This window comes from Nocardiopsis sp. NPDC058631, assembly GCF_042716955.1.
Classification (GTDB): Bacteria; Actinomycetota; Actinomycetes; order Streptosporangiales; family Streptosporangiaceae; genus Nocardiopsis.
This window is the reverse complement of record NZ_JBHXQY010000051.1, coordinates 1-24,349: the sequence shown is the minus strand read 5'-3', so window position 1 is coordinate 24,349 and position 24,349 is coordinate 1. Positions and strand designations below refer to the sequence as shown.

The window sequence follows — 24,349 nt, the reverse complement described above, 5'->3', positions numbered from 1 at the left end:
GGTGGAACACGTGCTCGTCGCGGTTCCCGCTACGATCGGTGCCCATGCCCCGACTCGACAGCAAGGCCATCCTCCAGGGCCGGCGCTCCCGTTACTCGACGACCCTCATCCTGGGCACCACCGTCAGCGTGGTGTGCATGTTCGGCATGCTCGTCTACCTGTGGCTGCTCGCCATGGCGGGCGGGGCCGCGGCGGGCATCGACGGAGCCACCGGATTCGTCGTCAGCCTGGTCGCCGCCGTCATCCCGGTCTGCATCCTCGTGCCGCTCATCCTCATGCTCGACCGGATCGAGCCCGAGCCCGGCTGGGTGCTGTTCTTCGCCTTCGCCTGGGGTGCGGGAGTGGCCGTGGTGGCCTCCCTGCTGCTCAACGGCTGGGGGTTGGCCCACGTCACTGTGCCGCTGTTCGGTCAGGACCTCGGCGGATTCCTGGGCACGTCCGTGGTGGCGCCGCTCGTCGAGGAGAGCGCCAAGGGCATGGTGCTGCTGATCCTGCTGTGGCGCCGCAGGAACGAGATCGACACGTTTACCGACGGAGTGGTCTACGCGGGGATGGTCGCCACCGGCTTCGCCTTCACCGAGAACATCCTGTACTTCCTGAGCGCGTTCTTCGACGGGACCCTCGTGGCGACCTTCGCCATCCGCGGGATCGTCGCTCCGTTCGGCCACCCGGTCTACACCGCGATGATCGGTATCGGGGTGGCCTACGCGGCCATGCGCACCGGCCGCCTGCGCCTGCTGGCACCGGTCGGCGGCTGGGCCCTGGCGGTCCTGCTGCACGGTCTGTGGAACGCGTCCACGCGCTTCGGCTGGTACGGCCTGGCGGTCGCCTACGTGGTGCTGTTCGCGGTGCTGATGGGCATCCTGGCGCTGGCCGCCCGCGACCGCCGCGGACAGATCAGCGCCATCGACCACCACCTGCCGCCCTACATCTCCACCGGTCTGGTCACGCCGTCCGACATCACCATGCTCAGCTCCATGCAGGGGCGCCGCCGGGCCCGCGAGTGGGCGGGCCGCAACGCCGGGCGCAGGGGCCGGACGGCGATGAAGGAGTACCAGCTGGCCGCGACCGAGCTCGCCCTACTGCACCAGAAGTTGGAGGCCGGGCTGGAGCGCCCGGACTGGAAGGTCCGCAGGGACTCCTTCCTCGCACTGATGCACGTGGCCCGGGACACCTTCCTGGGACGTGTGCCCCAGCCGGTCACCCCGGGGTGGGCGGAGAAGCCGACCGACTCCGGGTTCCTGCGCCGGGCCGACTTCGCGCACGTCATCGCCCAGGCGAGGAGCCAGCAGGAGTACGTCCCCCGTCACGGTCAGCCGGACCGGCCGGAGCCGGGCTGAAGCCGTCGTCGAGGACCTCGCCGACGGGTACCAGGCGGCTGGTGGAGAAGTACAGCCGGGAGACGGCCACCCAGGTCAGGGCCGAACCGAGCACGTGCAGGACCACGAGCGCCTCGGGCAGCCCGAGGGCGTACTGGGTGTAGCCCAGGACCCCCTGGAGGAGGACGACCGCCACCAGGGCGGCGCTGCTCATCCGGACGGGGCGGCGGGCGCCGCCGCGGAAGGCGATGGCGGTGGCCGCCAGGGCGCCCACGAGGGTGAGCCAGGCCAGCGCGGAGTGGATGCGTGTGACGACCGGGATGTCGAACCCGAAGCGGGGGGCGGCCGCGTCGCCGCCGTGCGGGCCGGATCCGGTGACGACCGTGCCGGCCACCAGCAGCAGGAAGCCGATCACGACCAGGCCGACGCTGATGGCGTGCAGCATGGGGCCGACGGAGATCTGCGGCCGGCCCTCGGGCTCCTGGCAGCGCACGTACAGGGCGACCGTGATGAAGGTCATCACCATGGACAGCAGGAAGTGCGTGGCGACCGAGGCGGGGTGGAGGTCGGTCCACACGGTGATGCCGCCGACGACGCCCTGGCCGAGGACGCCGAACGGGATGATGGCGGCCATCCGGACCAGGTCGCGGCGGCGCGGGGACATCCGCATGACGGCGATGAACGTGATGACGGCGACCGCCAGGACCACGAAGGTGAGCGTCCGGTTGCCGAACTCGACGGCGGCGTTGAACGCGGCGTGGCCGGTGTCGATGGGCACGAAGCTGTCGGGGGTGCACTTGGGCCACTCCGAGCAGCCCAGCCCGGACTCGGTGACGCGCACGGTGGCGCCCGTGACGGCGATCCCGGCGTTGACCATGATGTTGCCGAGCGTCCAGGCGCGCAGGGACCTGCTGGTGGGGTTCCAGATGGTCCGGGCCAGGAGGACCAGGGCCAGGACCCCGGCGGCGGCCACGGCGATCTGCCAGGCCCACAGGGGGGCGCCGAGGAGGATGATGTCCTCCGCCGCGAGCGGGGGGAGCGTGTTCGTGGCCAGCGTCGCGGAGGCCGGGGAATCAGACATACGACAGAGCGTAGTACATGCTCCAGTCGGACGTCACCGGACCCCGGACGAGCGTTTCACCTGCACCGATCCGGCCGGAGTCGGGCGGGGAACGGGGCGGGGCCGCGCGCTGCGGGAGGTCCCGCCGGGCACGCGGACGTTTCCGTGTACAGCAGCGACCTCCCGGCCTCCGACGGTCCGGGCCTGTTCGAGGAGGCGGACCCGGGCAGCACGGTGGGCGGACGCCTGGCCTACGACGTGCCGACCGGCCCGGAGGTCGGCCACATGCCCGTGAACGGGGAGGCGTTCCCCGACGACGGGGTGCGCGTCGACCTCGACCGATCCCCGCACGGGAGCGCCCCGCCCCTCCCGGAGGAGAAGCGGGGTGCCGGCGTCTGCACGGGGCCGGGTCGAGGTGCCGAACACCGACGCACACCCCCTGGGAGGAGTGGACGACGCATCGCCGCTTCCGGTCCTCGGCGAGGGAGGGGTATCCGTGTGTCAGAAGGCCGTCGGAGGAGCCGGTCCTCAGGCCACGGGCTGCTCGTGGACCAGCGACGGCGACCCGGCGGGGCCTGCGCCGCTGGACAGGACCGAGGTCAACAGCGACAGCACCACCGCGCCGGCGGCGATGCCCAGCGATTCGACGGGGCTCACCGACCACAGGCTGAGCAGTCCGTCGCCGAGACCCCAGAACAGGATGAGGGCCTGTGCGGCGGACTTGGCCGCACGCTCCGCGGCGCCCTTCCAGAACACGACAGTGAACACGGCGTTCCTTCTCTCTTCCGGGTTACAGCCAGGATCAGCCGGAGACCGGGTGACCGCCTTCTCCCACGCCGAGCACCACGGCCGCGCCCGCCTGTCTGTCACGTTCTCGGCCCCGGGACGAACCTGGCCCGGACGGACCGGACCCCGACTCCGACGTACCCGCCCCGGTACTTCGCGTGGGTGGCGGTGGCCACGCTCGACGTGCCCCGGCGGCGGACGGTGATCTGTGTCGGGGTGACCTCGATCCCCAGCGCCACGTACACCGGGGACGTGCCCACCGGCACGGCCGGCCCGGAGGCGGTCGCGAGCCGGGGCGCGGTCCCACCGCCGTTGTCGGGGTCGGCCAGGTAGATGTCCAGGGTGCCGTTCGGGCGGAGCAGGACGTTGTACGCGCCGATCCGGGTGTGGTCGTCGTCGTGGTAACCGACGTCGGAGTCCATGCAGATCTGGATCTGCGCCGAGCGGGTGGAGCTGGTGGCCGCCAAGAGGGCGACCTGGACGTCCCACGTCCACGACGCGGGAGGCGTCCCGTGCGACGCCGATCCGAGGACCGCGGCGGTGTAGTTCTCCGGCACCCCCGTCTCCATGCGGGCGGGTGCCATCTCCAGGGCCGCCCCGGTGAGCACGCCCTTGACGGGGTTCACCGGGGAGGGCAGGTGCCCGTGCGGCCACGTGCCGAGCTGGTACAGGTCCGGGCCCGGGGCCCGGTCGGACAGGTAGAGCGGGTCGTCGGTCACGACTGCGGCCGCACCCTGCGAGAGCGCCAGGTCCCGCTCGCTGCGCCTGAGGACGGTGTAGACGAGGGGGCGGAGCCCGGCGTCGGCCGCCGCCGCGATGCGTTCGGCGGGGGCGTCCTTGCGTATCCCGTAGTAGTCGAACCCCTGGGCGGCGAGGTCGTACGGGTCGGATCCGCCGGCGGTCTCGATGTACCCGGCCGGGAGCCCGGCCGCGATGGCCCGGAGGCCGGGGCGCCGCTGGAAGCTCTGCACGATCACCGAGCCGGCCAGGCCCCAGCGGAACACCTCGCGGACGACGGCGTCGCCGAGGGCGTCGAGCTGGGCGTCGGTGGGGTCCGCCGGGTACTTGGCCTCGATCAGCCAGGCCACCGGAGCGCCGGCGAAGCGCGCGAACACCTCCGCCAGGGTGACCGTGGGCACGTCCGGCCAGCCGGTCAGCCCCAGCTGGGAGGCCGACCTGATGGGCCACCGCTTCACCGCTGTGGCGGTCAGTCCTGCCACGGCACGGGTGACGCCGTGGGTGCGCGTCAGGGTGGTGTCGTGGCACAGGACGAGGCTTCCGTCGGCGGCGAGCTGCACGTCGATCTCGATCAGGTCGGAGCCCGCGTCGATCGCGGCGGCGACGGCCTCCAGGCTGTTCTCGGGGGCGGTCGACCGGGCCCCGCGGTGGGCGATGGCCAGCGGCCAGGTCAGGTTCTCGATCAGCACGGTTCTCCTGAGGGGGTGGGGGCGGCGAACGGCACCCGGTGCCGCTCGCCGACGCGGCCGGCGGGCAGGGTGTTCTCCTCCGCCGGTGAGGCGGGCCGGGCATGCGAAAGGGCCCCGCGACTGTCGGGACCCTCGACCCCGGTCTCGGGTGTGCCTGTGTGGTGGCAGCGAGACCGTCGGCAGGAACAGTACCAAATGTAAGGTGCTTCTGGGAATTACCCCTTACGGTATTGCCGTCGGATCCGGTGGGCGGCCCCGGCGGTCGGGCAGGTCACGGCTCCGACCGGGCGCGGAACCGCTCCGGATCGGGGGAGGGGTGGGGACGGGGAACATGCCGGGCGGGGACGCCCCTCGGGGGCGCCCCCGCGTCGACCGGCCGGGGGGTGCGCTTGGCGCACCTGCCCCGCGCCTCGGTCCGTGTCCGGGTGTCCGCGGGTCGGGCCCTCGGTGCCGGGGAAGTGTTCGCTCCTACTCCGCGAACACGCCCGTGTCACCCAGGCAGCCTCTCGGACACCCGGACCGGCCCCGCAGGCGGGCCCGGGGCCGGCAGGAACTAGTTGTTGTTGTTGTAGTTCGCGATGCACTGGTTGAGCAGGTCCAGGTTCAGGTTGAGCAGACCGAAGGAGTTCTGCTGCTTGGTGCAGGCCTCGTAGGACACGTACGACACGTGGTCACCGTGGTCACCGTGGTCGTCGTGGCCGCCGCCGGCGGAGGCGGCACCGGCACCCAGGCCGAGGAGGCCGGCGGTGAACAGGGCGGTCATCGTGATCTTGACAGCGGAGCGCATGTTGTCCCTTTCGAGCGCAGGCAAATTCGATGAGGTCGGCCGACCCACCACCTTGATAACCGTTTGCTTACGACCAGAAACTCACGGTAGTCCCCCGGGTTTCCCAAGGGAAGGTCGCGGTCTCTTTGCGGGACACTCGCACCGTGGATGTCCTTGCCGCCCGGGAGAGGCCTTGCGGAGGTACTTCCGACCGGTCGGCGGAGAGGGGCCCGCACCGGAAGCACCGGGTCGGCCCCGGGTCCGGCCTCAGTCCTCCCGGCGGCCCTCGTTCGGGGGTGTGACCGGCACGTCCTCACGCCCCGGTCCGCCACCGCCGCGTGCGGAGGTGCGGGTGGAGCCCGCACTCGCCACGATCACGCAGCCCACCGCGAACCACTGCCAGACCGACAGCAGCTCACCCAGCAGCACAAGCCCGACCAGCGCGGCCGCCGCGGGTTGCAGGCTCATCAGGACACCGAACACCCGGGGCGGGATCCGGCGCAGGGCGTTCAGTTCCAGGGTGTAGGGCACGATCGAGGAGAGGACGCCCACCACCAGGCCGAACAGCAGCAGCCGCCAGTCCAGAAGGGCCGCGCCACCCTCGGCGATCCCCGCCGGGGCCATGATCACCACACCCACCACGCTGGCGAACGCCAGTCCGGACGCACCGCTGAACCGCTGCCCCGTCGCCGCGCTGAGCAGGATGTACCCCGCCCAGGCGACCGCGGCGAGCACGGCGAACAGGATGCCCAGCGGGTCCATGGAGCCCGACTCCAGGCCCAGGGCCACCACACCGAGCCCGGCCAGCCCGGCCCACACCAGGTCGATCCTGCGCCGTGACCCCAGGATCGCGATGGCCAGCGGCCCCAGGTACTCGATGGTGACGGCGATCCCCAGGGGGATGCGTGCGAACGCCTGGTAGATGAGGAAGTTCATCATCGCCAGCGCGACGCCGTAGCCGACCACCACCAGCCAGTCGGTCCGGCTGCGGGCCCGGAGCGCCGGGCGGACCAGCAGGACCAGCAGGACGGCCGAGGTGAGCAGCCGCAGCCACACCACGGCGGCCGGGGGAAGCGAGTCGAACAGGTTCTTGGCGACCCCCGCGCCGGTCTGCACGGAGACGATACTGATCATCACCAGCCAGACCGGCGGTACCGCCTCCGCCGCGGTCCGCAGGGAGAAGGGCTCCTGGGGAGTGGCCGGAGTGCTCATGACCAGTCATCCTACGTTTTCGGGCGCCCCCTCCGGGCGCCCGCCCTCGTTCCGGCGACCGCCTGGGGCCGCTCCCCGGTCGGCGTGCGTGTCTTCGGGCCCTCCGTCCGCACCGCGGTGGCGCGCTCCACCGCGGCGGCTGGGACGGCCTCCGCGACGGCGGGCGGGCGGTGGATCAGTGCGGTCAGCACCAGCAGCCAGGCGACGACCACGACCAGGGGCTGGAACAGGGTCATGACCAGGCCGAACACCGTCCGTTCCGCCTGGTCGGTGACGATCTGCAACCCGATCCACAGGAACGGGAGTGCCGCCGCCACCAGGTTCGTCACCAGCGCGGCCCACACCAGTCCCCGGCGGGCGGGCGGTCGCCACACGAGCAGTGCACCGCCCACCAGCAGGAGAAGGAGCGGCGGGCCGAGGTACCGGACCGCGATGAACCAGGGGACTCCGATGGCTTCCATGGCGGGACCCTATCGAGGTCCGTCGGGGGCGTGGACGGAGGGCGAACGTGCGCGTAGCGGGTCACGTGGTGTCAAATGGTGCGGGGTCGTGGCCGACACGTCCCTCACCCCTCGCCCGCTGGAGTGTCCTCACATGTCCCGACGCCGAGCCCGCAGCGTCCCCCGCGTCCAGGAACGGTACGTGCCGAGCTGGCCGCTCTTCGCCGGAGCACTGGCTCTCGTCCTCGTGGCCCTCATCGGCGGCTACACGGGCGGCCTCCTCGCCGCCGACACCGGCGGGGCGGAGGAGCCCGAGATGAGCGTGGCCTCGGGCATCCTCGTCCAGCCCTCCGGCGCACCGGAGGAGCCCGAGGAGGAAGAGGAGGAAGAGGAGGAGTACGTCCACCCCGCGGGGATGGACCCAGAGCTCGTCTACGTCCTCCAGAACGTGCACGGCGACCGCGTCGCCGACGTCGTGGGCGCCTCCACCGACAACGGCGCCCCCGTCCACCTGTGGGACCGCCACGACGCGGGGAACCAGCAGTGGAGGTTCGTCCCGCTCGACGAGGAGGGCTTCTACGAGATCGAGGGCGTCGGGAGCGGCAAGGTCCTGGAGGTCTCCGCCGACCCCGCCCAGCCTGCGGCGACGCTGCTCACCCGCACCGGAGCCGCCAACCAGCACTGGTCGGTGGCCGAGGTCGGGGACGGTGTCGTGCGCCTGGTCAACAGGGCCACGGGCCAGGCCCTCGAAGGGCAGGGAGGCGCGCCCGACAACGGTACGGCGATCGTCCAGGCACCCGACGGGTCCCACGCCCACCAGCAGTGGCGCCTTCTCCCCGTGGGCTGACCGGGCCGGGGGAGGCCGCCGGCCGGTCCCGACCCCCGGGGGAGCTCATCCGACGAGCAGGGACCGCACGGTCTTCCAGCACTCGCCGTCGGAGGCGTTGAGCAGGCCGACGGTGTCGTCGCCCGGACGGTACTCGCCGCCGTCCGGGCGCAGGCACACGCCCCCGGCCTCGGTCAGCATCAGGGTGCCGGGCGCATGGTCCCAGGGCAGGGTCCGGTGGAACAGGACGAAGTCCTGACCGCCCTCGAACAGGCGCGGGTAGTCCACCCCGGCGCAGTGCGCGCCCGGTCCCACCGACGCGAACCGCGGAGCCGCCTCCTCCGCGCGCCGCCGCACGGCGGGGTCGAGGAAGCGCGTCAGGACCGCGCCGCGCAGGCGGGCCGGGTCGGTCGGTGCGGGCGACCGGTGCACCCGTACCCCGTCGCGCCAGGTGCCGGAGCCCCGTTCGGCGACGTAGACCCGGTTCTCGGTGGGGCGCAGGATCCAGGCCGCGACGGTCTCGCCGTGGTGGACCAGGGCGGCCATGACCGCGAAACCGGTGTCGCCCCGGACGAAGTTGCGGGTTCCGTCGACGGGGTCCACCAACCAGACCACGGGTTCCCGGTGCAGGGCCCGGAGCAGCCCGGGGTCGTCGGAGGCGGCCTCCTCGCCCACGACCGGGGCGGCCACGACGTCCTGCAGGCGGGCGCTGATCAGCTCCTCCGCCTCGCGGTCGGCCACCGTGACGAGCTCGCCGGGGGCCTTCTCCTCGACCTCGCCCTCGGACAGGGACCGGAACCGGGGGAGGACCGCCGCCTCCGCCGCCTCACGGAGGATCTCGGTGACCGCATCGACGTCGAGCATGCGCCCCATCCTAGGAGCGCGGAGGCCGAGGGGTGCGCGCAGCCCCCGTCGGGGCGCACCCGGCCCCTGTTCGGGGCGCCCCCGCCACCGTCACTCCCAGCGGAAGAGGCGGCTCGCGAGGAGGCCGCAGACCAGGGCCCACACGGCCAGCACCGCGAACACCCCCGGGCCCGGGAGGGACCCGTCCGCGAGGGCGGTCCGCAGCCCCGAGCTGAGGGCGGTGATCGGCAGGAACGAGGCGGCCTGCTCCACCGGCCCGGGGAAGCTGCTGGTCGGGAAGAGCACCCCGCCCAGTCCGAGCATCAGCACGTAGACCAGGTTGGCCCCGGCCAGGGTCGCCTCCGCCCGCAGTGTGCCCGCCATGAGCAGCCCGAGCGAGCTGAACGCGGCGGTCGCCAGCAGCACCAGGGCGACCGCCGACAGCACGTTCGCGGGGCCGAGGGCGGGGGACCAGCCCAGCATCAGCGCCACCGCGCACAGCACCGTCATCTGGATGGCCTGCACGCCCAGCACGGCCAGGGTCTTGGCGGCCAGGAGACCGAACCGGGACAGCGGCGTCGCCCCCAGCCGCTTCAGGACCCCGTAGCGCCGTTCGAAGCCGGTGCCGATGGCCAGGCCGGTGAACGACGTCGACATCACCGCCAGGGCCAGGACGCCCGGCGTGAGCGCGTCCACCCGGGGACCCGCGCCCACGTCCAGGACTGTGGTGAGGCTGAACCCCACCAGGAGGAGGACGGGGATGACCATGGTCAGCAGGAACTGCTCGCCGTGGCGGAGCATCACCCGCAGTTCCATCCGGGCCTGGGAGGCGACCATCCGCCACATCGGCGCGGCCCCCGGCGCGGGGGTGAACAGCGAGGCGTCACCGCAGGGGGAGGCGGTGGTCGGAGCGGCGCCGGCGGCCCGCGCGGTCGTGCTGGAGGTGTGCTGGGTCATTGGTCGCGCAGTTCCCTGCCCGTGAGTTCGAGGAAGACGTCTTCGAGGGTACGCCGTCGCACGCGCAGGTCCTCGGCGAGGACGCCCGCCGACGCGCACCAGGCGGTGACCGTGGCCAGGAACTCGGGTCCGAGCGCGTCGGCGTCGTCGGTGGTGATCACGTACTCGTGGCGGCCGTCCGCGGTGGCCCCGCCGGCGACCCTGCTGCCCTCGGGCAGGGCGGCCAGGAGCGACCCGCTGTCCAGGGGTGCGCTGGAGAAGCACACCTCGCGGTGTCCCCCGGTGAGTTCGGAGGGCGCGCCCTCGGCCGCCACGGCACCGCGGTCGATGATGACCACGTGGTCGGCCAGCCGTTCGGCCTCCTCCATGTGGTGGGTGCTCAGGATGACCGCCACACCCGCCTCGCGCAGGGCCGAGACCAGGTCCCAGGTGGCCATGCGCGCCTGCGGGTCCAGACCCGCGGTCGGCTCGTCCAGGAACACCAGCTCGGGGCGCCCCACCACGGCGCAGGCCAGGGACAGGCGCTGCTGCTGGCCGCCGGACAGCCGGCGGAACGGGGTGGTGGCCACGGAGTTCAGGCCCAGGCGTTGCAGGAGGACCCGGGGGTCGATCGGACTCGCGTGGAAGGAGGCCATGAGGCGCAGCCACTCCGCCGCGCGGGCGCCGGTGGGGACCCCGCCGGACTGGGGCATCACCCCGACGCGGGGCTTGAGGGCGGTGGCGTCGGCGACGGGGTCCAGGCCCAGGACCCGCACCCGTCCGCCGTCGGCGCGACGGAACCCCTCGCAGACCTCGATGGTGCTCGTCTTGCCCGCCCCGTTGGGCCCGAGCAGGGCCGTCACCGCGCCCCGGTGCGCGGTGAACGTGAGGCCGGAGACTGCGGTGGTGGCGCCGTAGCGCTTGACCAGGTCGACGACCTCGACCGCGGCTGTGTCCATGGGGCCTGAGTTTACGTGCGGCCGGACGGGTCCCTTCACCGGCCCGCACCGGGTGGCCGGGGCGCCCGCGTCGCGGAGAACGAGAAAAGTCCACATTCTGAGTTGGTCGTATCAATATGTGGTCATTCGGAGCGGTTCCGGGTTCGCGCGGGGCGGCGGCCTCGGATTTCGGGCGGATGAACCCCCTGTTAGGCAAGCCTGACCTTCGTGATGAAGGGCATGAGTGGTCGTTTGCCTCAACGGACTTATTTAGGCCACACTGATGTTGTCTAAAACACGAGTCCGCGTACGACCAGGGAGGGGAGCGCCATGCCCGAGGCGAGCAGTGTTCCCCGTGCCCTGGCCGGATCCGAGCGGGGGGCCGAGACCGGCACCCGCGCCCGCGTCGCGCGGCTCATCCTGGAGAAGGGTCCGATCACCGCGTCCTCCCTGGGGGAGCGGCTCGGTCTCACCCCGGCGGCGATCCGCCGCCACCTCGACAACCTGACCGGTGAGGGCATGGTCGAGTCCCGCGACGCCCGACCCCACGGCGGACAACGCCGCAGGGGCCGGCCCGCCAAGGTCTTCGCCATCACCGAGGCCGGGCGGGACGCCTTCGTCCACGCCTACGACGACCTCGCCACCAGCGCGCTCCGCTTCCTGTCGGAGACCGCGGGAGCCGGGGCCGTCGGCGAGTTCGCCCGGAGTCAGGTCGCCGATCTGGAGAGGCGCTACAGGCCCCTGCTGGACGCGGTTCCCCCCGAACAGCGCGTCCGTCTGCTGGCCGAGGCACTCTCCAACGACGGCTACGCCGCCACCGCGGGCCGGGCGCCCGCACCAGGGGGCGGCGACCAGCTGTGCCAACACCACTGCCCGGTCGCCCATGTGGCCGCGGAGTTCCCGCAGCTCTGCGAAGCCGAGGTCGAGGCCTTCTCACGACTTCTGGGCACCCCGGTGCGCAGGTTGGCCACCATCGCCCACGGCGACGGTGTGTGCACCACGCACGTCACCCCTCGGGGCGACGTGGCGGGCGGGGACAGCCAAACCCCCGCGTCAGAGGCCATCCGCCAGGGGGCGGGCGGCTCAGTTCACCACAAGGACACCTGAGTCCTGAAGGAGTCCGCGCATGACGTCTATCGCGCATCCCGAGCTCGAAGGGATCGGAAACTATGAGTTCGGCTGGTCCGACTCCGACACGGCCGGGGCCACCGCCCGCCGTGGCCTGAACGAGGAGGTCGTCCGCGACATCTCCTCGAAGAAGGACGAGACGGAGTGGATGACCAAGCTCCGGCTCAAGTCCCTCAAGCTCTTCGACAAGAAGCCGATGCCCCACTGGGGCGCGGACCTGTCCAAGATCGACTTCGACAACATCAAGTACTTCGTGCGGTCCACGGAGAAGCAGGCCACCTCCTGGGAGGAACTGCCCGAGGACATCAAGAACACCTACGACCGGCTCGGCATCCCCGAGGCGGAGAAGCAGCGCCTGGTCTCCGGTGTCGCCGCGCAGTACGAGTCCGAGGTCGTCTACCACCAGATCCGCGAGGACCTGGAGGAGCAGGGTGTCATCTTCCTCGACACCGACACCGCCCTCAAGGAGCACCCGGAGATCTTCGAGGAGTACTTCGGCTCGGTGATCCCGCCCGGCGACAACAAGTTCGCCGCGCTCAACACCGCGGTGTGGAGCGGCGGGTCGTTCATCTACGTGCCCAAGAACGTGCACGTCGAGATCCCGCTCCAGGCCTACTTCCGGATCAACACCGAGAACATGGGCCAGTTCGAGCGGACGCTGATCATCGTCGACGAGGGCGCCTACGTCCACTACGTCGAGGGCTGCACCGCGCCGATCTACAAGTCGGACTCGCTGCACTCCGCGGTCGTCGAGATCATCGTCAAGAAGAACGCCCGCTGCCGTTACACGACCATCCAGAACTGGTCGAACAACGTCTTCAACCTGGTCACCAAGCGCGCCATCGCCGAAGAGGGCGCGACCATGGAGTGGATCGACGGCAACATCGGTTCCCAGGTGACCATGAAGTACCCGGCCGTGTACCTCATGGGAGAGCACGCCAAGGGCGAGACCCTGTCCATCGCCTTCGCGGGCGAGGGCCAGCACCAGGACACCGGTTCCAAGATGGTGCACTGCGCGCCCAACACCTCCTCCACCATCATCTCCAAGTCGGTGGCACGCGGCGGGGGCCGCGCCTCCTACCGGGGCCTGGTGCAGGTGCAGGAGGGCGCGCACAACGCCAAGTCCTCCGTCAAGTGCGACGCGCTGCTGATCGACACCGTCAGCCGTTCGGACACCTACCCCTACAACGACCTGCGCGAGGACGACGCCGAGCTCGCGCACGAGGCGACCGTCTCCAAGGTCAGCGAGGACCAGCTCTTCTACCTGATGAGCCGGGGTATGAACGAGGACGAGGCCATGGCCATGATCGTGCGCGGGTTCGTCGAGCCCATCGCGCGCGAGCTGCCCATGGAGTACGCGCTGGAACTGAACCGGCTGATCGAGCTTCAGATGGAAGGAGCGGTTGGTTAAGTTGACCGGCCCCAGCATCGAACCCAAGGCCCACAGCCACGGCCTCGGGGACATCCCGTTCTCCAAGTTGGCGACCCACGGGTCCTTCGACGTGAACGACTTCCCCGTCCCCAACGGCCGCGAGGAGGAGTGGCGTTTCACGCCCGTCCGCCGCCTCAAGGGCCTGCACGACGGCACCGCCGTCGCCGACGGCACCGACAAGCTCGACATCGACGCCCCCGAGGGCGTCACCGTCGAGACGGTCGGCCGCGGCGACGCCAGGCTCGGCACCGCCGGGTTCCCGGCCGACCGCGTGATCGCCCAGGCCTACACCTCCTTCGAGGAGGCCACGGTCGTCACCGTCGCCCAGGGCAAGGCCCTGGAGCGACCGGTCGTCATCTCCCGTGAGGCCCGGGGCGGCACCCGCTTCGACCAGTACGTCATCGACGTCAAGCCGCTGGCCGAGGCGATCGTCGTCCTCAACCAGACCGGCACCGGCGTCCGTGCCGGCAGCGTGGACGTCCACGTGGCCGACGGCGCGCGCCTGACCCTGATCAGCGTGCAGGACTGGGACCGCGACGCCGTCGACGTGTCCCAGCACAACGCCCAGGTCGCCAAGGACGCCACGTTCAAGTCGATCGTGGTCACCCTCGGCGGCGACGTGGTCCGGATGTCCCCGAAGGTGGCCTACAAGGGGCGCGGCGCCAACGCCGAGCTCCACGGCCTGTACTTCACCGGTGACGGCCAGCACCACGAGCACCGCTCGCTCATCGACCACAACATGTCCAACACCCGGTCCCGGGTGGAGTACAAGGGCGCGCTGAGCGGCAAGGGCGCGCACAGCGTGTGGATCGGTGACGTGATCATCGGCGAGGGCACGACCGGTACCGACTCCTACGAGCACAACCGCAACCTCCAGCTGACCGACGGGACCCGCGTCGACTCGGTGCCCAACCTGGAGATCTTCACCGGCGAGGTGGAGGGCGCCGGGCACGCCGCCGCCAGCGGACGCCTGGACGACATCCACCTGTTCTACCTCCGCTCGCGCGGTATCCCGGAGGACGAGGCCCGCCGCCTGGTCATCCGCGGCTACTTCCTGGAGCTGATCAACCGCATCCCGGTCGGTGAGCTGCGCGAGGGCATCATGGACAAGGTCGAGCGCAAGCTGGCCGAGCATGAGTGAGGGCGGTCGCTGGGTGAAGGTCGCCGAGCTCGCCGAGATCCCCGAGGAGGGGGTCCTCGGTATCGAGACCGACGACGAGACACCCATCGCGCTGGTCCGCTCCGAGGGCGAGGTGTTCGCCGTGCGGGACGTGTGCTCGCACGCCGAGGTCCGCCTGTCGGAGGGCGAGGTCGAGGACGGCACCATCGAGTGCTGGCTGCACGGCTCCTGCTTCGACCTGCGTTCGGGGGCGCCCATCAACCCGCCCGCGACCCAGCCAGTTCCCACCTACGACGTGAAGATCGACGGCGACGACGTGCTCGTGTCGTTGGACGAGAAGAATTCCTGAGGCTCTGAACATGACGAAGTTTGAAATCCGCGGTCTGCGCGCCGACGTTCTCATCGGAGAGAACGAGAGGCAGGAGATCCTCAAGGGCGTCGACCTGACCATCAACTCCGGTGAGACCCACGCCATCATGGGCCCGAACGGCTCCGGCAAGTCCACCCTGGCCTACGCGATCGCCGGCCACCCGCGCTACGAGATCACCGAGGGCGAGGTGCTCATCGACGGGGAGAACATCCTGGAGATGAGCGTGGACGAGCGCGCCCGCGCCGGCGTGTTCCTGGCCATGCAGTACCCGGTCGAGGTCCCCGGCGTGTCCATGTCCAACTTCCTGCGCAGCTCCGTCACGGCGGTGCGCGGTGAGGCCCCCAAGCTCCGGCAGTTCTCCAAGGAGCTCCAGGGCGCGATGAAGGACCTGTCCATCGACTCGGCCTTCGCCGCCCGCGGCGTCAACGAGGGCTTCTCCGGCGGTGAGAAGAAGCGCCACGAGATCCTCCAGCTGGAGCTGCTCAAGCCCAAGGTCGCGATCCTGGACGAAACCGACTCCGGCCTGGACGTCGACGCGCTCAAGGTCGTCTCCGAGGGCGTCAACCGCGCCAAGGCCGGCGGTGAGATGGGCGTCATGCTCATCACGCACTACACCCGGATCCTCAACTACGTGAAGCCGGACTTCGTCCACGTCTTCGCCCAGGGCCGCATCGCCGAGTCCGGCGGTCCGGAGCTGGCCGACGTCCTGGAGGCCGACGGCTACGAGCGTTTCGTGAAGGCGGGCGCGTAACCCATGACGACAGTCCGCGAGTTCGGTCGGGCCGGCGCGGGCCGGCTCGACGTCGCGGCGATCCGGGAGGACTTCCCGATCCTCTCCCGGACCGTCCGCGACGGGCGTCCGCTGGTGTACCTCGACTCCGGGGCGACCTCGCAAAAACCCCGCCAGGTGCTCGACGCCGAACGTGAGTTCTACGAACGCCACAACGCGGCGGTGCACCGTGGTGCGCACCAGCTCGCGGAGGAGGCGACCGACGCCTACGAGTCGGCCCGGGAGACCATCGCCGGGTTCATCGGCGGGAACGCCGGCGAGGTGGTGTTCACCAAGAACGCCACCGAGGCGATCAACCTGGTGGCGTACGCCATGGCCAACGCCGCCACCGCCGACGAGGGGCTGCGCCGTTTCCAGGTGGGTCCCGGCGACGAGATCGTCGTCACCGAGATGGAGCACCACGCCAACCTGGTGCCCTGGCAGGAGCTCTGCCGGCGCACGGGGGCGACGCTGCGCTGGTTCCCGGTGACCGGGGACGGCCGCCTCGACCTGTCCGGCATCGGCGAACTGGTCAACGAGCGCACCCGCGTGGTCGCGTTCACGCACCAGTCCAACGTGCTGGGCACCGTCAACCCGGTGGCCCGCATCGTCGCCCGGGCCCGCGAGGTCGGTGCGCTGACGGTCCTGGACGCCTGCCAGTCGGTTCCGCACATGCCGGTGGACGTCACCGCGCTGGGCGTCGACTTCCTGGCGTTCTCCGGGCACAAGATGCTCGGCCCCAACGGCATCGGCGTCCTGTGGGGGCGCCGGGAGCTGCTGGAGGCGATGCCGCCGTTCATCACGGGCGGATCGATGATCGGCGTCGTCCACATGGAGTACTCCACGTGGGCGGAGCCGCCGCAGCGGTTCGAGGCCGGGGTGCCGATGGCTCCCCAGGCGGTGGCCCTCGCCGCGGCCTGCGACTACCTGTCGAAGGTGGGGATGGACCGGGTCGCCGCGCACGAGCACGCACTCACCGAGTACGCGCTCAAGCACGTGGGGGCGCTGGAGGGTGTGCGGATCGTCGGGCCGACCGAGGCGGTGGACCGCGGCGGCGCGGTGTCGTTCGTCGTGGACGACATCCACCCGCACGACCTGGGACAGGTGCTCGACGACCGGGGCGTGGAGGTCCGTGTGGGCCACCACTGCGCGTGGCCGCTGCACCGGAAGCTGGGCGTCCCGGCGAGCACACGCGCGTCCTTCTACCTCTACAACACGCTGGAGGACGTGGACGCGCTGGTGGAGGCCATCAGGGCCGCACAGAAGTTCTTCGGAACCCGGGGGTAGGGTTTTTTGGTTCAAGTGCCGCCGGGTTCCCGGCTTGCCGTTGGGCACTCGAACACGCGAGCGCAGCGAGCCGAGGAACACGGCCTAGAGCGAGGAACACCCTGACCATGCAGCTGGACTCGATGTACCAGGAGATCATCCTGGACCACTACCGCAACCCGCACCACAAGGGACTGCGGGACCCGCACAACGCGGAGGCCCACCACATCAACCCCACCTGCGGGGACGAGGTGACGCTCCGAGTGGCGCTGACCCCGGCCGAGGGCACGGCCGGGCTCGACAAGGAGGCCGTCGTCAGCGACGTCTCCTACGACGGGATGGGCTGCTCGATCAGCCAGGCCAGCACCTCGGTGCTGACCGACCTGCTGATCGGGCGGACGATCGCCGAGGGCATGACCACCCTGGACGCCTTCACGGAGCTGATGCAGTCCCGGGGCAAGGGAGAGCCCGACGAGGACGTCCTGGAGGACGCCGTGGCGTTCGCCGGGGTGTCGAAGTACCCCGCGCGCGTCAAGTGCGCCCTGCTGGGCTGGATGGCATGGAAGGACGCGGTGTCGCAGTCCCTGGAGAAGGAAGGCGTCTGATGAGCGAGAACGAGACGACAACGGCCGAGGCCGCAGAGGCTCCCGAGGCCCCCGAGACCGCGCCGCTCTCCCCGGAGGCGGAGGCGCTGGCCGAGGAGATCGGCGAGGCGCTCAAGGACGTGATCGACCCGGAACTGGGCGTGAACGTCGTCGACCTGGGGCTGCTGTACGGGGTGAACGCCGATGACCGGGTCATCACCCTGGACATGACGCTGACCAGTGCGGCGTGCCCCCTGACGGACGTGATCGAGGACCAGGCCCACAACGCCCTCGACGAGTTCGAGCGCGAGGTCAAGATCAACTGGGTCTGGATGCCGCCGTGGGGTCCGGACAAGATCACCGACGACGGGCGGGACCAGCTGCGCATGCTGGGCTTCAACGTCTGAGGCGGATCGCGTGAAAGCGCGACCGCGCGGCTCCGGGGGCGCGGCGCGGGCTGCTCCCTCAGGAACCGCAGTGGTGGGGGAGGCCCGCCATGCCGTGGACCTCGGCCGCGACGTCGTGGGGGGTGTCCGCGGGCCTGCTGAAGGGCAGCCGGGCGTCGACGTCGCCGTCGGGGCCCTCGAAACGGAGCCTGATCCCGTAGCGGTCCACACCCAGGGGGCGGGGGCGTCCGGGGGGCAGGGGCCCGGGGGAGCGCATGACCATCGCGTGCAGGACGTCGGGGTGGTCCTCCTCCAGATGGCGCAGCCACTCCCCCTCCCAGCGCCCGAAGGGGTCCGCGGGGGCCCGGACGAACTCGTCCGTGCCCAGGAGGTGGCAGCCGTCGGTGTCGGAGTGCACCACCAGGTAGGGCTCCAGCGCGACCATCGTCCGGCCGTGGCCGATGTCGAGCAGCCGCTCGTCGGGGTCCTCGCCCAGGAGGCGGAGGGCGCGCAGGCGAGCCGTCGGGTGGTCCAGGCGGGTCAGGGTGCCGCTGATCCAGAGGAGGGAGCGCGTGCGGTCGCGCAGCAGCACCGGGGCGGTGTCGGTGAACTCGACCGTGGCGGCGGTGGTGTGCCGGCCGACCCGCTCCAGGAGCAGGTGGCGGTCGGGGACCAGCAGGCTCACCGACCCGTTGGGGTGGATGTGGCAGGCGGGCTCGTCGAGGTGGACGGCGTGGTCCTGGGTCGTCACGGTCACGGGGTTGGGACGGCTCAGGACCGCCCGGGCGCGTTCCGCGGGCGGGGGAGCCAGGTGCTGGTACGTGGACAGGGGAACCACCTCGATTCATACTTAGGTGAGGCTAACCTACATGGCCCGTCCCCTGGTGGGACACCCCCGGGTGTGCTTTTTCTCCGGACAGGGCGCCGGGCGGGGCGCCGGGCGGGTGCGGGCACGACGAAGGACGCCCCGGGACGGCGGTCCCGGGGCGTCGAGGGCGGAGCACGCCTAGTGCGCGGCGAACAGCCCCGAGCGCAGCTCCCCGGCGATGTCGTTGTCCCCGCGCAGGGTCAACAGGTCGATCAGCGACTGCGGGTCGGCGAGCGCGTCGTCGTCGTGGTCGGTGATCCGGCGGGACAGGATCTTGAGGGCGTCGTCCGTGGAGGCGGGCGCCGTGTACCCGCTCAGGTGCAGGGCGCGGGCCGCGGTGGTGTACCCGCTCAGGTCGGTGGCGGGAAGCTTGCGCGCGTCCAGCCTGTCACCCGCCACGGTGATGAACATGCGGTCGCCGGGCTGGGCTGCCTGACGGCGCAGCAGCGGACGCAGCGAGTCGAACGCGGGCTGGTCCCTCCAGACGAGGACCAGCAGATCCGCCCCCGGCGCCGTCAGGCACAGCAGGCGGCCCGGCTGGAGCCCCAGATGGGTGGCATAGCCGTTGGGCACGGCGACGGGAGCACCGTTGAGGTGGTCGGCGGTGATGTCGATGCGGTGCCACCAGCGCCCGTCCGGGGCGCGGAAGCAGCGGGCCGCCATCGCGGGGTCGCTCGCGCCGGGACGTGGGGCGGGGGCGTGCGAGGCGAGCACCGGTTGGAGGGCCGGGTCCATGCCGTGGGGCTGTCCCAGGAGCACGGGGCGGTGGGCTTCGTGCCCCGGAGGACCGAACGACCCCACGCCCTGTTCGTGGGCGGGTGCGGGATGGTGGTCGGGGGTGGTGGAGGGTTCGGGTTGTGCCGGGGCGGGCTGGCCGTCGAGGCGGCGCCGTATCGGCAGTCCGTTCTCGGTGGTGGCCCCCGGGTCCTCCGGGGCGATGTGGCCCGGGTGGTTGGTGGGCGCCTCCATGGGCACCGACGGGTCGACGAACACGTGTCCGTCCTTCAGGCTCACCCCGGGGGTGCTCAGCAGCCAGGCGCGCAGTTCCTGCTGGCGGATGCCGATCCGGCCGAGCCGCAGGCCCGCCTCGGTCATGTTGGGGGCGTCACCCAGGAGTTCGCGGGTCTGCCAGCGCAGACGGTTGGGGTCGTCGGCGATCAACCAGCCGTTGTGCATGCGGCGGTCGGTGAACAGGGTGATGATCACCCGCCACAGGGGAGTGTGCAGGGTGGGCACGTCCACCGGGTGGTCGGAGTGCGCGTTGATCAGCCGGTCGATGGTGGTCGCCGACCCCAGCTGGTCCGACAGCTCCCGCATGTGTTTGGTGATCGCCGCTCCCTCGGGGGAGTTGAGCCAGCGCAGAAGTCGCTCCTCGACCTTGCGCTGGGCGCCGCGGATCTCGGTCACGTCGACCGCGATCTGCTCGGAGAGCACCCGGATGCTGATGGGGTCGGTGGCGAAGAGGCGCTCGGCGGCGACCGTGCGCTCCAGGTCGGGCCAGGAGCGGAACATCTCCTCGACCAGGTCCACCAGGGGGTGCTGGCCCAGGGCGGGGGCCGGGGGGCGCTCCTCGACGTGGTCGGGCCGCATGGCCTTGGGCGGGCCGAAGCTGGGGCGGCGCAGGGTGCGGCCGGGGCCCACCAGGGAACTCCGGAACTGGGACCGCAGGTCGCCCGGGCCGCTGTCGGCGCCGGCCGGGTCGGAGCCCAGGGCGGAGCCGGGGATCATCGCGGCGGAGCTCACCATGCCGTTGGGCGCGGCGTCGCCGTGCCCGTTGGCGGCGACCTCCTCCGGGAACGGCGCCTCGGCCCCGCCCCGCTCCTCGCGCTGGGCCCGCAGCGCCCTGAGGGTGCGGATCGCCCGGGTGGCGGGGGTCTGCGGCGGCGTCGAGCCGTAGCCGGTGGAGTCGGTGGCCGTGGCCGCGCCGTCGGCGCCGGTGGCCGCACTGAGGTACTCCAGGGCACTGCGCACGTGGTCCGGCACGGTGTCGGGGATCCAGTGCGCGATGGTGCGCACGGCCTCCAGCATCAGGGCCGGTGAGGGGGTGGGTCCGCCGGGGAGTTCACAGCAGGGCTGGAGGGCCCGCCAGGCCACCGTGCTCACGACGTCGAGGACCCCGCAGCCGGAGAGCGGCCACTCGCCGATCTCCTGCGGCGGGGTGGAGATGAGGCGGTCCCAGTCGCCCGCGGTGGCGGTGACGGCACCGCGCACGGGCTCGGCGAGGTCGGCGCAGGTCACCTGCTGGGTACGCAGGCTCGGCAGGAACTCGGAGAGGGGGATGTGTCCCCACTGCTCGACCGCGAGGCGCGCGATGCCGTGGGCCAGCCACGGCGGGCCCGCGATGTCCAGGACGCGCGCGACCGGCAGCGAGTGCCACCAGCCGTCGATCAACCGGTCGTGATGGAGCAGGGGAGCCACATCCGGCGACCTCGACCACCGCAGGGCGGGAGCGAGGTCGACGAGGCAGATCGGAGAGACGGCGTTCATCCGCTGGGGACCTCGACCTCCTGGTGTCTGCACGTGAATTGGGGAGGAACCGCACGGGCCTTCGGTTCAATGCACCACAGTACGCGCCCTTCACCCGGGTGGGACCGGACCGTGAGCCGATCCGGTGTGCCACGGGTGGGCACGGCGAGCCAGGGGACAGGGGTGCCGTGAGCACTTCTCCGAGATCGTACGTGCCCCGGAGCCGCATGGGTACCCCCAGGCCGCCCCGGTCTGCGGCGACCTCTCCGTGACCGCGCCGTGCGGTCACCGTGACAAGGGGGATCGGTGCCCGGAGGCGGAATCGGCGTGTGAGCTAGTTCATAACAGACCTATGGCTCATATCGCATCGACTGGTCGTTGTAGTTCACTGTGCCGTCATACGCCTGCCCTCCCCGTGAAACAGGCGTGCGTGGAGGGGCCCGGGAGTGGGGACGTCCCGGGGCGGGCCGGCAGGTCCCCGAGTCAGGCGTTCTGACGCCGGTCGTGGGTATGCTGGTCGGGCACTGTCCTCGCCCGAACGACCTTCGGCCGGGTGGCCGCGCTCCGCGGCCGACCAGGGGTCGACGGTGTTCGGACCTGGGTCAGCGGCAGACCGCGACCCGTACCAGGATTCCGTACCCGCGCACCCTCGGCGCTGTGCAGGCGTGGGACGGTCGAGCCGGATGATTGGTTGACGTGACAGACCTAGAGACGAATCCCCCAGTGGCCGCTCGCGCGAGCAGACCGGACGTCATCCGGTCCTTCGTCGCGATCGGTGACAGCATCACCGAGGGGATGGAAGACGACAGCGGCCCCAACGGCGAGTACCGCGGATTCGCGGACCGTCTCGCGGAGCACCTCGGCGCGATCTCCCCGGACTTCCGGTACGCCAACCTGGGCGTGCGGGGACGGCGCATGCGGCACATCTTCGGTGAGCAGCTCGCCCAGACGCTGGAGTGGAAGCCCGACCTGGTGACCGTTCTCGCCGGCGGCAACGACGTCCTGCGCCCGGGCGGCGACCTCGACCAGCTCGCAGAGCACTTCGAGTGGGGTATACGCCAGCTGCGCGACGCCGGGATCCGCGTGGTGATCCTGTCCGGGCACGACACCGGCTGGATCCCGGTCCTGCGCTACTACCGCGGACGCATCGCGGTCTTCAGCATGCACATGCGCGCCGTCGCCGAGCGCACCGGAACGGAGATCGTCGACCTGTGGGCGCTCAACGCCCTCACCGACTCCCGGGCCTGGAACGAGGACCGCCTGCACCTCAACGGCGCCGGCCACCAGATCGTCTCCGCCCGCATCGCCGACCTCCTGGGGTTCCCCATGGGGCCGCGGGAGTCCTGGACCGACCCCTGGAGCACCCCGCCGCAGCAGCTGCCCCGCATCCTGCGCCGCCGCGAGAACCGCCGCTGGGCCCGCCAGTACGGGGTGCCGTGGCTGCGGCGACGCCTCATGGGCCGCTCCTCCGGGGACGGGCGCCTGCCCAAGCGCCCCGAACTGGACTACCTCAACGACGAGGCCACCCGGGCCGAGATCGCCAGGGCGGTGGCCCAGGGCGGCATCCTGGAAGCGAACTACGACGCGTACACCTCCGGGGACGGGGCCGCTCCCACCAGCAGTCCTTCGGGCACCAAGGGCCCGGACCCCGTGGACTGACCCCTGCGGGGCCCCGCCGGGGCCCCGCTCGGATCCGAGCGGGGCGGACCCCGCCCCGTGAGCTCCCCACGGCAGCCACCCGTCCCCGGGCGCGTCCCCCCGCCGCGCAGAGCGCGACCCCGCGGACCGCCGGGACAGGTCGCCCTGTGGCGCGGGGCCGGGGAGCCCGGCTTCCCCTAGGGCCGTGTTCCGTGGATGCTTTCGGTTGATTCGGCGCTTGCGCCGATCGCCGCGAGCGGCCTCCAGGCAATCTCTCGCAAGACGAGTAGCGCAGGTCAGCCCGGGTCTGGCTGTCCAAGCGTGGTCGGCGCAGCGAGAGGCAGCCTGGCGGTTGCGAGCCCGGAATGATCCGCGGAACACGGCCTAGCTCCGGGAGAGGGACTGGATGAGGTCGCTGATGTGCACCACTCCCAGGCACTGCCCGTAGGAGTTGGTCGCGACCAGGTCGTCGTAGACCCGCTCGGTGTCCTGGCCCGCCACGCGAAGCGCTGCCAGAGCCGTCATCCACGCGGGGATCGTACGCGGCGACTCGGCGAGCCGCAGCGCCGGGCGCTTGGCGTGCAGGGCGTGTCCGTACCTGCCCGTCATCGACAGCAGGAACCGGGTCCGGTCGATGACCCCGACGGGCCGCTCACGGTGGTCGATGAGGATGACGCTGTTCAGCGCCGGATCGCCCGTGAACGCCTCCAGCACCTGCTCGGTGGTGGTGTCGGAGTCGAAGCCCACCGGAGGGACCATGAACTCGGTGACGCGCGGCCCCGCGTCCTCCTCCCTCCCCTGCCCGGCCGTCGGCTCGGGCACGGGCGTCACCCGCTCCCCGGGCCGCCAGGTCCGGTCGGCGAAGAACGCCCCGGTCCCCACCCGGATCCCGCACGCGCGCAACCGCAGCACGTCCTCGGCCGAGTCCACCCCGGAGGCCATCGCGTACACGCCGCTGCCCCGCCCGATCCGGGCCAGGCCCTCCACCACGGTCGCGTGCCTCTGGTCGGTCGCCACCCCGGACACGATCCCGGGGTCGATCCGCATCAGGAAGGGGGCCGCCTCGACCACGACGTCGGGTCGCACCATCGCCGTGCCGAAGCCGCACCGGAACCCGGCAGCCCGCAGACGCGCCACCCCCGGCACGATCACCGACCGGGGCAGGTCGGCCAGGTCGGCTCCGAGCAGGAGGGTGATGTCGCGCGGACGCCGGCCGGCCCGCCGTATCCTGCTCTCCACCAGGGCGACGAAACCCTCCCCCGCGGTCAGGATCCGCGCGGGAAGGGGAAGCACGAGCGGCAGCAGGCTCTCGGTCCCGGCCGCCTCCGCGACCAGACCCAGCAACCAGTCGGCCACGGCCGTCCCCTCGTGGACGCCCATCCCCGCGGACGGCGGGCCGCCGGGGACCTCGGGGGAGGGCGGGGCGGCGACGACCTCCACCGCGACGACCGCGCCCGAGTCCAGGTCCACGACGGGCCGGTAGCCGGGAGCGCGGGACGGACCGGGGGAGTCCGACGGGCCGGTGGCACCGGGGGAACGCCGGGGGACCGCACCGTGTCCCGAAGGGTGCGCCGCCGGTGTGTGGTGGGGATGCAGGGCAGACACACACTCATGGTGACCCCGAACCGGTCGGACCTGAAGACCTGTTCTCGGCTGTTCAGCTCAGCTTCACGACCTGTTGGGCAAGACGCGCCCACGGTCGCGCCGCCGCGACCGACCGTGGCGGCGCACCCCCTCTGACCTGCCAAGGGAGCGCCGAGCCCCAGGAC

At 71.6% G+C, this 24,349-nt stretch carries 23 protein-coding genes; 11 read left to right on the top strand and 12 right to left on the bottom strand.

Going from position 1 to position 24,349, the window contains the following annotated elements; translation table 11 throughout:
• The first annotated feature begins 44 nt into the window (after positions 1-44).
• A complete protein-coding gene (locus tag ACFWTE_RS17780; protein ID WP_378780585.1) occupies positions 45-1,340 on the top strand; it encodes a PrsW family intramembrane metalloprotease in 1,296 nt (431 codons plus the stop codon).
• Here the strand turns inward: ACFWTE_RS17780 and ACFWTE_RS17775 are convergent.
• The 6 genes from ACFWTE_RS17775 to ACFWTE_RS17750 all read right to left on the bottom strand — a co-directional run bounded on the left by ACFWTE_RS17775 (position 1,267) and on the right by ACFWTE_RS17750 (position 7,031).
• A complete protein-coding gene (locus ACFWTE_RS17775) occupies positions 1,267-2,400 on the bottom strand; it encodes a heme A synthase (protein WP_378780584.1) in 1,134 nt (377 codons plus the stop codon). The genes ACFWTE_RS17780 and ACFWTE_RS17775 overlap by 74 nt on opposite strands.
• A 507-nt stretch (positions 2,401-2,907) precedes the next feature.
• On the bottom strand, positions 2,908-3,147 hold the full coding sequence (locus ACFWTE_RS17770) for a holin (protein WP_378780583.1): 240 nt from the start codon (positions 3,145-3,147) through the stop codon (positions 2,908-2,910).
• 98 nt (positions 3,148-3,245) lie between these two features.
• Positions 3,246-4,592 carry a glycerophosphodiester phosphodiesterase gene (locus tag ACFWTE_RS17765; protein WP_378780580.1) on the bottom strand — a complete coding sequence of 449 codons (1,347 nt, stop codon included), beginning with the start codon at positions 4,590-4,592 and terminating at the stop codon, positions 3,246-3,248.
• 553 nt (positions 4,593-5,145) lie between these two features.
• Positions 5,146-5,379, bottom strand: coding sequence for a hypothetical protein (locus ACFWTE_RS17760; protein ID WP_378780579.1), 234 nt, complete (start codon positions 5,377-5,379; stop codon positions 5,146-5,148).
• 246 nt (positions 5,380-5,625) lie between these two features.
• A complete protein-coding gene (locus tag ACFWTE_RS17755) occupies positions 5,626-6,570 on the bottom strand; it encodes a DMT family transporter (protein WP_378780578.1) in 945 nt (314 codons plus the stop codon).
• A gap of 11 nt (positions 6,571-6,581) precedes the next feature.
• Entirely contained in the window at positions 6,582-7,031 is a 450-nt protein-coding gene (locus ACFWTE_RS17750; RefSeq protein WP_378780577.1) for a hypothetical protein, read from the bottom strand.
• 133 nt (positions 7,032-7,164) lie between these two features.
• Between ACFWTE_RS17750 and ACFWTE_RS17745 the strand changes: the two genes are divergently transcribed.
• Positions 7,165-7,857 (top strand): RICIN domain-containing protein, encoded by a 693-nt coding sequence (locus tag ACFWTE_RS17745; protein WP_378780576.1) that lies wholly within the window; start codon positions 7,165-7,167, stop codon positions 7,855-7,857.
• A 45-nt stretch (positions 7,858-7,902) separates the two neighbouring features.
• Here the strand turns inward: ACFWTE_RS17745 and ACFWTE_RS17740 are convergent, their stop codons facing one another.
• The 3 genes from ACFWTE_RS17740 to ACFWTE_RS17730 form a co-directional block, all read right to left on the bottom strand.
• Positions 7,903-8,700, bottom strand: coding sequence for an inositol monophosphatase family protein (locus ACFWTE_RS17740; protein ID WP_378780575.1), 798 nt, complete (start codon positions 8,698-8,700; stop codon positions 7,903-7,905).
• 90 nt (positions 8,701-8,790) lie between these two features.
• A complete protein-coding gene (locus ACFWTE_RS17735; protein ID WP_378780573.1) occupies positions 8,791-9,636 on the bottom strand; it encodes an ABC transporter permease in 846 nt (281 codons plus the stop codon).
• The gene (locus ACFWTE_RS17730) at positions 9,633-10,574 is read right to left on the bottom strand and encodes an ABC transporter ATP-binding protein (RefSeq protein ID WP_378780572.1); all 942 of its coding nucleotides are present in this window, start codon (positions 10,572-10,574) and stop codon (positions 9,633-9,635) included. The genes ACFWTE_RS17735 and ACFWTE_RS17730 overlap by 4 nt, the downstream gene beginning before the upstream one ends.
• Positions 10,575-10,883: 309 nt before the next feature.
• Here ACFWTE_RS17730 and ACFWTE_RS17725 point away from each other — a divergent pair, with 309 nt between their 5' ends.
• The 8 genes from ACFWTE_RS17725 to ACFWTE_RS17690 all read left to right on the top strand — a co-directional run bounded on the left by ACFWTE_RS17725 (position 10,884) and on the right by ACFWTE_RS17690 (position 17,629).
• Entirely contained in the window at positions 10,884-11,660 is a 777-nt protein-coding gene (locus ACFWTE_RS17725) for a helix-turn-helix transcriptional regulator (protein ID WP_378780571.1), read from the top strand.
• Between the two features lie 19 nt (positions 11,661-11,679).
• On the top strand, positions 11,680-13,092 hold the full coding sequence (sufB, locus tag ACFWTE_RS17720; RefSeq protein ID WP_378780570.1) for a Fe-S cluster assembly protein SufB: 1,413 nt from the start codon (positions 11,680-11,682) through the stop codon (positions 13,090-13,092).
• A 1-nt stretch (position 13,093) separates the two neighbouring features.
• Entirely contained in the window at positions 13,094-14,254 is a 1,161-nt protein-coding gene (sufD, locus tag ACFWTE_RS17715; RefSeq protein WP_378780568.1) for a Fe-S cluster assembly protein SufD, read from the top strand.
• The gene (locus tag ACFWTE_RS17710) at positions 14,247-14,582 is read left to right on the top strand and encodes a non-heme iron oxygenase ferredoxin subunit (protein ID WP_330162110.1); all 336 of its coding nucleotides are present in this window, start codon (positions 14,247-14,249) and stop codon (positions 14,580-14,582) included. The genes sufD and ACFWTE_RS17710 overlap by 8 nt, the downstream gene beginning before the upstream one ends.
• Positions 14,583-14,592: 10 nt before the next feature.
• Entirely contained in the window at positions 14,593-15,354 is a 762-nt protein-coding gene (gene sufC, locus ACFWTE_RS17705; protein ID WP_378780567.1) for a Fe-S cluster assembly ATPase SufC, read from the top strand.
• 3 nt (positions 15,355-15,357) lie between these two features.
• Positions 15,358-16,659 (top strand): cysteine desulfurase, encoded by a 1,302-nt coding sequence (locus ACFWTE_RS17700; RefSeq protein ID WP_378780566.1) that lies wholly within the window; start codon positions 15,358-15,360, stop codon positions 16,657-16,659.
• A 107-nt stretch (positions 16,660-16,766) separates the two neighbouring features.
• Positions 16,767-17,243 (top strand): Fe-S cluster assembly sulfur transfer protein SufU, encoded by a 477-nt coding sequence (gene sufU, locus ACFWTE_RS17695; protein ID WP_378780564.1) that lies wholly within the window; start codon positions 16,767-16,769, stop codon positions 17,241-17,243.
• A complete protein-coding gene (locus ACFWTE_RS17690; RefSeq protein WP_378780562.1) occupies positions 17,243-17,629 on the top strand; it encodes a metal-sulfur cluster assembly factor in 387 nt (128 codons plus the stop codon). The genes sufU and ACFWTE_RS17690 overlap by 1 nt, the downstream gene beginning before the upstream one ends.
• A gap of 58 nt (positions 17,630-17,687) precedes the next feature.
• Here ACFWTE_RS17690 and ACFWTE_RS17685 read toward each other — a convergent pair whose 3' ends face one another.
• Together ACFWTE_RS17685 and ACFWTE_RS17680 are read right to left on the bottom strand one after the other, a co-directional pair.
• The gene (locus ACFWTE_RS17685; RefSeq protein ID WP_378780561.1) at positions 17,688-18,446 is read right to left on the bottom strand and encodes a DUF2470 domain-containing protein; all 759 of its coding nucleotides are present in this window, start codon (positions 18,444-18,446) and stop codon (positions 17,688-17,690) included.
• Between the two features lie 168 nt (positions 18,447-18,614).
• Positions 18,615-20,963: a hypothetical protein gene (locus ACFWTE_RS17680; RefSeq protein ID WP_378780560.1), complete on the bottom strand. Its 2,349-nt coding sequence runs from the start codon at positions 20,961-20,963 to the stop codon at positions 18,615-18,617.
• Between the two features lie 675 nt (positions 20,964-21,638).
• Here ACFWTE_RS17680 and ACFWTE_RS17675 point away from each other — a divergent pair.
• The gene (locus ACFWTE_RS17675) at positions 21,639-22,601 is read left to right on the top strand and encodes an SGNH/GDSL hydrolase family protein (RefSeq protein ID WP_378780559.1); all 963 of its coding nucleotides are present in this window, start codon (positions 21,639-21,641) and stop codon (positions 22,599-22,601) included.
• A 363-nt stretch (positions 22,602-22,964) separates the two neighbouring features.
• Here ACFWTE_RS17675 and ACFWTE_RS17670 read toward each other — a convergent pair whose 3' ends face one another.
• Entirely contained in the window at positions 22,965-24,185 is a 1,221-nt protein-coding gene (locus tag ACFWTE_RS17670) for an EAL domain-containing protein (protein WP_378780557.1), read from the bottom strand.
• Between the last annotated feature and the right edge of the window lie 164 nt (positions 24,186-24,349).

What these genes read in the sequence shown, in the direction of transcription:
- ACFWTE_RS17725 (WP_378780571.1), top strand. Translation starts at nt 10,884, where the DNA reads ATGCCCGAGGCGAGCAGTGTTCCCCGTGCCCTGGCCGGATCCGAGCGG.
- ACFWTE_RS17755 (WP_378780578.1), bottom strand. Translation starts at nt 6,570, where the DNA reads ATGAGCACTCCGGCCACTCCCCAGGAGCCCTTCTCCCTGCGGACCGCG.
- ACFWTE_RS17680 (WP_378780560.1), bottom strand. Translation starts at nt 20,963, where the DNA reads ATGAACGCCGTCTCTCCGATCTGCCTCGTCGACCTCGCTCCCGCCCTG.
- ACFWTE_RS17690 (WP_378780562.1), top strand. Translation starts at nt 17,243, where the DNA reads ATGAGCGAGAACGAGACGACAACGGCCGAGGCCGCAGAGGCTCCCGAG.
- ACFWTE_RS17775 (WP_378780584.1), bottom strand. Translation starts at nt 2,400, where the DNA reads ATGTCTGATTCCCCGGCCTCCGCGACGCTGGCCACGAACACGCTCCCC.
- ACFWTE_RS17730 (WP_378780572.1), bottom strand. Translation starts at nt 10,574, where the DNA reads ATGGACACAGCCGCGGTCGAGGTCGTCGACCTGGTCAAGCGCTACGGC.
- sufC (WP_378780567.1), top strand. Translation starts at nt 14,593, where the DNA reads ATGACGAAGTTTGAAATCCGCGGTCTGCGCGCCGACGTTCTCATCGGA.
- ACFWTE_RS17780 (WP_378780585.1), top strand. Translation starts at nt 45, where the DNA reads ATGCCCCGACTCGACAGCAAGGCCATCCTCCAGGGCCGGCGCTCCCGT.
- sufU (WP_378780564.1), top strand. Translation starts at nt 16,767, where the DNA reads ATGCAGCTGGACTCGATGTACCAGGAGATCATCCTGGACCACTACCGC.
- ACFWTE_RS17745 (WP_378780576.1), top strand. Translation starts at nt 7,165, where the DNA reads ATGTCCCGACGCCGAGCCCGCAGCGTCCCCCGCGTCCAGGAACGGTAC.
- sufB (WP_378780570.1), top strand. Translation starts at nt 11,680, where the DNA reads ATGACGTCTATCGCGCATCCCGAGCTCGAAGGGATCGGAAACTATGAG.
- ACFWTE_RS17750 (WP_378780577.1), bottom strand. Translation starts at nt 7,031, where the DNA reads ATGGAAGCCATCGGAGTCCCCTGGTTCATCGCGGTCCGGTACCTCGGC.
- ACFWTE_RS17710 (WP_330162110.1), top strand. Translation starts at nt 14,247, where the DNA reads ATGAGTGAGGGCGGTCGCTGGGTGAAGGTCGCCGAGCTCGCCGAGATC.
- ACFWTE_RS17735 (WP_378780573.1), bottom strand. Translation starts at nt 9,636, where the DNA reads ATGACCCAGCACACCTCCAGCACGACCGCGCGGGCCGCCGGCGCCGCT.
- ACFWTE_RS17760 (WP_378780579.1), bottom strand. Translation starts at nt 5,379, where the DNA reads ATGCGCTCCGCTGTCAAGATCACGATGACCGCCCTGTTCACCGCCGGC.
- ACFWTE_RS17700 (WP_378780566.1), top strand. Translation starts at nt 15,358, where the DNA reads ATGACGACAGTCCGCGAGTTCGGTCGGGCCGGCGCGGGCCGGCTCGAC.
- ACFWTE_RS17740 (WP_378780575.1), bottom strand. Translation starts at nt 8,700, where the DNA reads ATGCTCGACGTCGATGCGGTCACCGAGATCCTCCGTGAGGCGGCGGAG.